This window comes from Candidatus Tremblayella endosymbiont of Pseudococcus viburni (assembly GCF_964031255.1).
On the sequence record NZ_OZ035015.1, the window covers coordinates 137,433 to 144,066 of the forward strand.

Here is a 6,634-nt window from a genome sequence, read left to right on the forward strand (position 1 = left end):
CGCAGCGCCATCCTGTTGCTTCCGCTGCTGCTAGAATGTGCTCAGCGGCCGAGGTGGCTGCTGCGCGTTACACCACGCCGCCCATCCAATGGGCGGCACAGCAGGGCACACACAATGCACGACCATATCCGGCTGCTGCGCGAGTACTGCAAGTACTACGACGCAGGGCCTGGGAGCATAGTAGTAGCGCGGGTTGTTGCAATAAGCAGCAACCACGTGGTGCTGAGGGCTGGGCTAAAGTCCGACTCGCGCGTCCCACTTGGCGAGTTCGTATCCCCACAGGGTGATAGGCTGGAGGTCAAGGTCGGTGACGTAACTTTGGCTTACGTGGAGCGCGATGCGTACGATGAAGGCACGGTGCGGCTGTCCAGGGAGAAGGCAAGGCGCAGGGTAGCCTGGGGCATATTAGATAGTGCGCATAGGACACGGGGCACAATTATGGGAACAGTGGTCGGACGGGTCAAGGGCGGCATGACTGCAGTTGTGAATGGCATGAGAGCGTTCCTCCCCGGCTCCCTCATAGACACCAGGCCTGTAAAGGATGCCGAGAGGTATGAGGGCAGGCGCCTCAGGTTCCATGTTATCAAGCTGGATAGGAAGCGGGGCAACGTGGTGTTATCACGCCGGTCAGTAATAGAGCGCAGGCAGGCAGAGAATAGGCACAGGCTGCTGGGATCACTAGGAGATGGAGACGTTGTGCAGGGTGTGATCAAGAATATCACCGACTACGGAGCATTCATAGACCTAGGCGGCCTGGATGGGCTGCTGCACATTACGGACATATCGTGGAGGCGCATAAGGCATCCGAGCCAGGTACTGTCAGTAGGCGATAGGATAACGGTAAAGGTGCTAAAGTTCGACCGCACGAAGACGAGAGTATCACTCGGCCTAAAGCAGTTGCATCCTGATCCATGGGCGGGGATTATAGGACGCTACCCAGCAGGTAGCAGGGTGCGCGGAAGGGTAACTAACATAGCGGACTACGGCCTATTCGTAGAGATAGAACGCGGCATAGAGGGGCTCCTGCACGTTTCTGAGATGCACCAGAAGAGCAAGGGCACTATCTCCCTCCGGCATTTCAGGGTAGGGCAGTACGTCAATGTTACCGTGCTCGACGTTTCCAAGACCCGGAGAAGGATCAGCCTGGGCATGAAGCACGGCACGCTTAACCCATGGTTAACTTTCTACAAAGGCTTTAGAAAGAACGATAGGATGGGCGCAATAATAAGGTCTCCAGTGGATGTTGGCATCCTCGTTGACCTGCCGATGGGGGTGCATGGCGTCGTGTGCATGTCAAAGGACCTGCGTCGCAGATTACTTCGGGCACTATGCAGCGGAGGCGTAGTGGAGGCAAGGGTAGTAGGCGTTGACGTGAATAGAGGCAGGATATCACTAGCATCAGGGTTCGCACTAGGGCCACTCGGTGTGAGGATCCTAGCGCCCGGCTACATCAGGCCCGGCGCTTTCGTTCGTATGGCACCGCCAATGAGGCCATGCTGCCTCAACGTGCGAGCAGCGCACGGCGCTCCTTCCAAGTCCCAATGCGCTCTTCGTAGAGCTCACGTTGCGATAAGGCTGCTAAGTGCTATTTCTATACGTCCTCGCTCCGTTGCATGCGCCATTCGCTGCGCGATGCGCGCAAACCATGGGCTTGTTCCATGCTTGCCATAAGACTGCGCAGGTGCGGCGCAAGAGGCAGGCCAGCATACCAAGTAGTAGTTGTAGATTCTAGGCGCAAGAGAAATGGGGTTTTTCTCTGCAGGGTTGGATACTACAACCCAAGGCTTAAGTCAGCACACATAGATACAGTAATGCTTCGCCTGTGGACTGAGCGAGGTGCAGCTCCTACGCGCACCGTTGCCAGGCTACTGCACCGGCACGCGCCAGGCTGCACAGCAGCCGCACGCAATTCCGGCTCCGTATGTCCACACTGGCAATAAGGGTGCTCGAGGCTGGAACCATGGGTGCGGCGGCTGATGCGCCGCTACCATATCCGCGCATCGGAGATGCTGTTGCCATTGGCACTGCTCGCGGCGCTGGCAGAAAGGGTTATGCTTTCGAGGGGGTTGTCGTTGCCCGACGTCGCAGCGCTCTGAACACATCCATCGTCGTGCGAAGGGAACATGCAGGCTTCTGTGTTGACCTTGCACTCAGACTGCACTCGCACGACGTCATAGCGCTACGCGCAAGGAGCACATCAGGCGCCGCTCCGATGGCATGCGTCTGTAGACCCTAGCAGATGCTCGCACACCCTCCATACGGCCCTGTGGTCGTTCATAGTATACAGGTGAAAGTCTGATGCCCCGCGCGCTGCAAGGCTTTCGCACAGCGAGAGCGCTACGTCCGTGCCAAACTCTAGAACCGATGCGCTGCAATATCGCAGAGCCTCTAGCCTCTTGAGAATCCACGCCGGCACGTCTACCCCGGACGGAAGGATAAACCGGGACATGTAATCATGGCTTAGCACTGGCATTATGCCAGGGGTAACGGGCAGGCTCACGCCCAGCCTCTGCAGCTCGTCCTGCAGCCTGTAGTAGGCGTCGGGGTTGTAGAAGCACTGTGTAATGGCAGAGTTGGCACCACAGCGCACCTTCCTGGCTAGCGCCCTAACATCATCGAAGATTGTGGAAGACATGGGGTGCCCGTCGGGATAAGCTGCCACGTCTATATAGAAAGCTTCACCATAAGAACGCCGCACCATGCTCACTAGTTCAGGTGCCCCGAGGGAGCCTGGTGCAATACCATTGTCCCCTCTTAGCAGGACTAGGTGGCGAATGCCTAGCAGCTCGTACGCTCTAAGCTCTCGTGCTAGCGCTCTAGGGCACTGGCAGAACAAGACGTGCGGCGCCGTCCTGGGGAATACACTGAGCGTGCTGGCTATAGTGTCGATATGGGCCTGCTGCCCGATTGAGGCGCTCCTTGTCACAGATACGAACCTTGGCACGAAGCGCGATAGTACCTGCTGTGCGCACAAGAGCCTAATTGAGCCTGCATGGCTACGTGGGGCAAAGAACTCGAAGGACAGGCCGGGCATAACACGCAGCGCACACCTGACTGGACTCGAACCAGCAACATTTACCACCTCAGTGGTAACTCTCACCAAATTGAGTTACAGGTGCCTGCTGTCTCTTGGGTAATGTTGGGGTCGAACCAACGGCCGCTACCCTGTCGTGATAGCGCTCTACCGCTGAGCTAATTACCCTTGCTGAGCAGTAACCCCGAACAGGTGGTCCTGCATGCGGTGCAGAACGAACTGCTTCACCCTAAGCGCAGAGAGATCTAGCCTTAGCTCGTTGATTAGAACCGTCTGTCGGTGCACCCAATAGCTCCATGCTCGTACCGTGGAGTTCTTGAAGGCAGCCACGCCATGCCGAGCCCTGATGGTCGGGCTTTTGAGCATCTGCCTCAACTATGGAGAAGCACGGCAAGCGCACAGCGTGCCATGCTTTGCGCCCAGGGCAGTCCAATAGCGCCATTGCATCCCGTCCTTGCTAGCGCTGCGCCTGCTCTCTGCTCTTTGCTAGAGGCCCATAGCACGCGCCGTTTCTCGTAGTAGCTGTGCACGCATAGCGCCATGCGCTGTAGGCATGAATGCAATGCGCTTGCAAAAGCTGCAAGGCTGTGCGGCATACGTAGGTAGGCTGCGGCGATAGCAAGCTCTGAATCTGGCCAGCCTTGCCGCATGCCGGCCCCCCCAGAGCATGCCTGCGAGTGCGAGCACCCTGCCTGCCCTGGAGCATGCATACAGCGCGTAGCGTAGACTGTAGCATGCGGTTGTGATGGTATAGCCACAGCACGTTGCAATATCAGATGCTGGGTGACGGCAGCCATGCGCATCCTAAGCGCGCGCCAGTCCTGCAATAGCCGTGCCCCTTGAGCAGTGCAGTATGGGGTAGCGTTGTGCCGAGCACATCTTGACCGCTGCGCCGTTCCTGGCAAGCCGCACCATCTTGTGTAGGATGTATGCCGGGTAGTTTGCTGGACGCCTGAGGCTGAGCATGCCCAGTGATGCCCTTATCGAGGCGGCTGTCCCAAGGTAGTCGTGGCCCTGTATATCTCTGGCGTGCACGTAGCGCCCACTTGGAAACGTGGTACAGCAAGTCAGGTAGGAGGTACACCCTCCCCCAGACCGTACGAGCACCCTCACCGAACGCTGCAGTACGTAGGCTGGTGGTAGGCGTAGCACTTCCTAAGCATGAAGTCGATGGAGGCAACGGGGGGCGCAGCTTGCGTATCGGCTAGTCTCCCTAGTGCATGCGTCGAACCTAGCGCAGATCATGTCCAGGCGGTTTGCCTGGTGCGAGTTTTCCAGGTTCGCAGCGCCGGCAGGTGCAGCTGTTGCTCCAACATCCTACCCGGTCGTTGTAGTAGAACTCCCTGCCCTACGCCGCGCGACTTGCATGGCTCGAAGCGTGCACGACAGCGATTCTCCGATGGATGCCTGCATTGCATGCCCTGCGCGCAGTGGCCTGTTGGGTTTGCGGACATTACTCAACGTTGATGGCAACTGCGGGCTCGCGCGCAGAAAATGCGCACGGCCTGCGAAGCTCTTTGCCCACTGTGTTGCGGTAGGCCTTGGCGCTACACATCCATTCAGCCCACGCCACCATGCACAGGCTGCGTGGTGGCTGCTTCCTCCCTCTTTGGCGAGTCGCACACTGCAACGTCGGTGGTTAGCATGAGCCCGGCTACCGATGCCGCGTTCTGTAGCGCGGATCTTGTTACCTTGGTCGGATCTACAACTCCGGCGTCCATGAGGTCTCCATAGACGCGCATTGCGGCATTATATCCGTAGCTGATGCTCTTGCCGCTTGCCACTGAGGACGCGACCACGCTTGCCTCCTCGCCACCGTTTGCCACTATCTGCCGCAGTGGCTCCTCCATGGCCCTGAGGACTATCCGAATGCCAGCGTCCTGGTCTGGATTGTCGCAGCGCAGGTTCGATATGGCGTTGCGCGCTCTGATTAGGGCTACGCCGCCTCCTGGTACTATGCCCTCCTCTACAGCTGCGCGCGTGGCGTGAAGGGCATCTTCTACCCTTGCCTTCTTCTCTTTCATCTCAACCTCAGTGGCTGCGCCTACCCTGATTACAGCGACTCCGCCTGCCAGCTTGGCAACACGCTCCTGTAGCTTCTCCTTATCGTAGTCGGATGCCGCCTCCTCTATCTGAAGGCGTATGTGCTTTATGCGGGCGTTTATTGCCTTGGCATCGCCTGCGCCATCAATTATGGTGGTGGTGTCCTTTGCAACCTCGGCCCTCTTGGCCTGGCCTAGCTCGGGGAGCGAGACCTTATCTAGTGATAGACCTGTTTCCTCTGATACAACATGCCCACCAGTTAGGATGGCGATGTCCTGCAACATGGCCTTCCTTCTATCGCCGAAGCCAGGTGCCTTGACTGCTGCAGCCTTCAATATGCCCCTAGCGTTATTAACAACGAGCGTTGCGAGTGCCTCGCCTTCGACATCCTCAGCTACTATGAGGAGGGGGCGGCCAGCCTTCGCTACCCTCTCCATTATTGGAAGAAGGTCACGGATGCTCGCTACCTTCTTTTCGCACAGCAGGACGTAGGGGCTGTCTAGCACTGCAACCTGCCTGTCTGGGTTGTTTATGAAGTAGGGTGATAGGTAGCCGCGGTCGAACTGCATGCCCTCGACCACCTCTAGCTCATCCGCAAGCGACTTACCATCCTCGACAGTTATGACGCCCTCCTTGCCCACCTTGTTCATGGCCTCGGCGATCATCTCACCAACGGTTCGGTCGTTGTTTGCCGATACACTGCCTACCTGCGCTATCTCCTTGCCAGTGGTGCATGGCCTGCTGATCTTCTTGAGCTCCATTACTGCAGAGGATACCGCCTGGTCGATGCCACGCTTAATGTCCATAGGGTTGACGCCAGAGGCAACGTAGCGCATTCCTTCACGCACGATAGACTGTGCCAGGACGGTTGCTGTCGTTGTGCCATCACCTGCGTTGTCGCTCGTTTTGGCGGCCACCTCCTTCACCATCTGCGCTCCCATGTTCTGCAGCCTATCCCTCAGCTCTATATCCTTCGCCACCGTTACGCCATCCTTCGTTACGGCAGGGCTGCCATAGCTTCTCTCGAGGACCACGTTTCTACCCTTGGGGCCAAGAGTTACCTTAACGGCATCCGCCAGCGTGTTGACGCCCTCCATGAGCCTCAATCTAGCACAGTCGCCGAATATGACGTCTTTTGCGGGCATTTGTGTCCTACGCGGTGTTGTTGGTGCCAGCGTTTGCGTGGGCTACTCTATCACGGCAACGATGTCCTCCTCCCTCATAACCATCAGGTCCTCATCGTCAACCTTGATAGACTGTCCAGCATACTTGCCGAACAGTACCCTATCGCCCAGCCTTACTTCCATGGGCACCCTGGCACCTGCGCTGTCCTTTTTACCAGGGCCTAGGGCTACTACTGTGCCCTGGTCTTGCTTCTCAGCCGCCGAGTCGGGTATTACTATCCCGCATGGCGTCTTGGTCTCGTCCTCCGACCTCTTTACCACTACCCTATCTCCCAAAGGGCGTATCTTGCTCATGGCATGCCTCCATTGTTAGCCCAGGCATCGGAGCACCGCGCCTGCGGACTATGACCCCGCCGCTCTGCCTCTGAGCAGT

General features: G+C 57.9%; 7 protein-coding genes, 2 tRNA genes and 1 pseudogene. 3 read left to right on the top strand and 7 right to left on the bottom strand.

The window, feature by feature from the left end:
• Positions 1 to 114: 114 nt before the first annotated feature.
• From AAHM87_RS00785 to AAHM87_RS00795, 3 genes and pseudogenes are all read left to right on the top strand, one after another.
• Positions 115 to 1,143 (top strand): annotated as a pseudogene (locus AAHM87_RS00785) (S1 RNA-binding domain-containing protein); the annotation flags it as partial.
• A gap of 515 nt (positions 1,144 to 1,658) precedes the next feature.
• Entirely contained in the window at positions 1,659 to 1,940 is a 282-nt protein-coding gene (rpsP, locus tag AAHM87_RS00790) for a 30S ribosomal protein S16 (RefSeq protein ID WP_457913173.1), read from the top strand.
• A gap of 20 nt (positions 1,941 to 1,960) precedes the next feature.
• Positions 1,961 to 2,236, top strand: a complete 276-nt coding sequence (locus AAHM87_RS00795) for a 50S ribosomal protein L19 (protein WP_457913257.1) — start codon at positions 1,961 to 1,963, stop codon at positions 2,234 to 2,236.
• On the opposite strand, the gene AAHM87_RS00800 is transcribed toward AAHM87_RS00795, so the two are convergent.
• The 7 genes from AAHM87_RS00800 to AAHM87_RS00830 all read right to left on the bottom strand — a co-directional run bounded on the left by AAHM87_RS00800 (position 2,198) and on the right by AAHM87_RS00830 (position 6,555).
• Complete coding sequence (locus AAHM87_RS00800) at positions 2,198 to 3,034, bottom strand: methylenetetrahydrofolate reductase (protein WP_457913174.1); 837 nt, start codon at positions 3,032 to 3,034, stop codon at positions 2,198 to 2,200. The genes AAHM87_RS00795 and AAHM87_RS00800 overlap by 39 nt on opposite strands.
• Before the next feature lie 11 nt (positions 3,035 to 3,045).
• A tRNA-Gln gene (locus AAHM87_RS00805) sits at positions 3,046 to 3,119 on the bottom strand.
• A gap of 11 nt (positions 3,120 to 3,130) precedes the next feature.
• Positions 3,131 to 3,202: transfer RNA gene (locus AAHM87_RS00810), tRNA-Val, on the bottom strand.
• Positions 3,197 to 3,400, bottom strand: coding sequence for a Fe(2+)-trafficking protein (locus AAHM87_RS00815; RefSeq protein ID WP_457913175.1), 204 nt, complete (start codon positions 3,398 to 3,400; stop codon positions 3,197 to 3,199). Before AAHM87_RS00815 ends, AAHM87_RS00810 begins: the two co-directional genes overlap by 6 nt.
• Before the next feature lie 438 nt (positions 3,401 to 3,838).
• Complete coding sequence (locus AAHM87_RS00820; protein ID WP_457913176.1) at positions 3,839 to 4,000, bottom strand: hypothetical protein; 162 nt, start codon at positions 3,998 to 4,000, stop codon at positions 3,839 to 3,841.
• Positions 4,001 to 4,593: 593 nt separating this feature from the next.
• Positions 4,594 to 6,222, bottom strand: a complete 1,629-nt coding sequence (groL, locus tag AAHM87_RS00825) for a chaperonin GroEL (protein WP_457913177.1) — start codon at positions 6,220 to 6,222, stop codon at positions 4,594 to 4,596.
• 42 nt (positions 6,223 to 6,264) lie between these two features.
• Positions 6,265 to 6,555, bottom strand: coding sequence for a co-chaperone GroES (locus tag AAHM87_RS00830; RefSeq protein ID WP_457913178.1), 291 nt, complete (start codon positions 6,553 to 6,555; stop codon positions 6,265 to 6,267).
• Positions 6,556 to 6,634 lie beyond the last annotated feature (79 nt).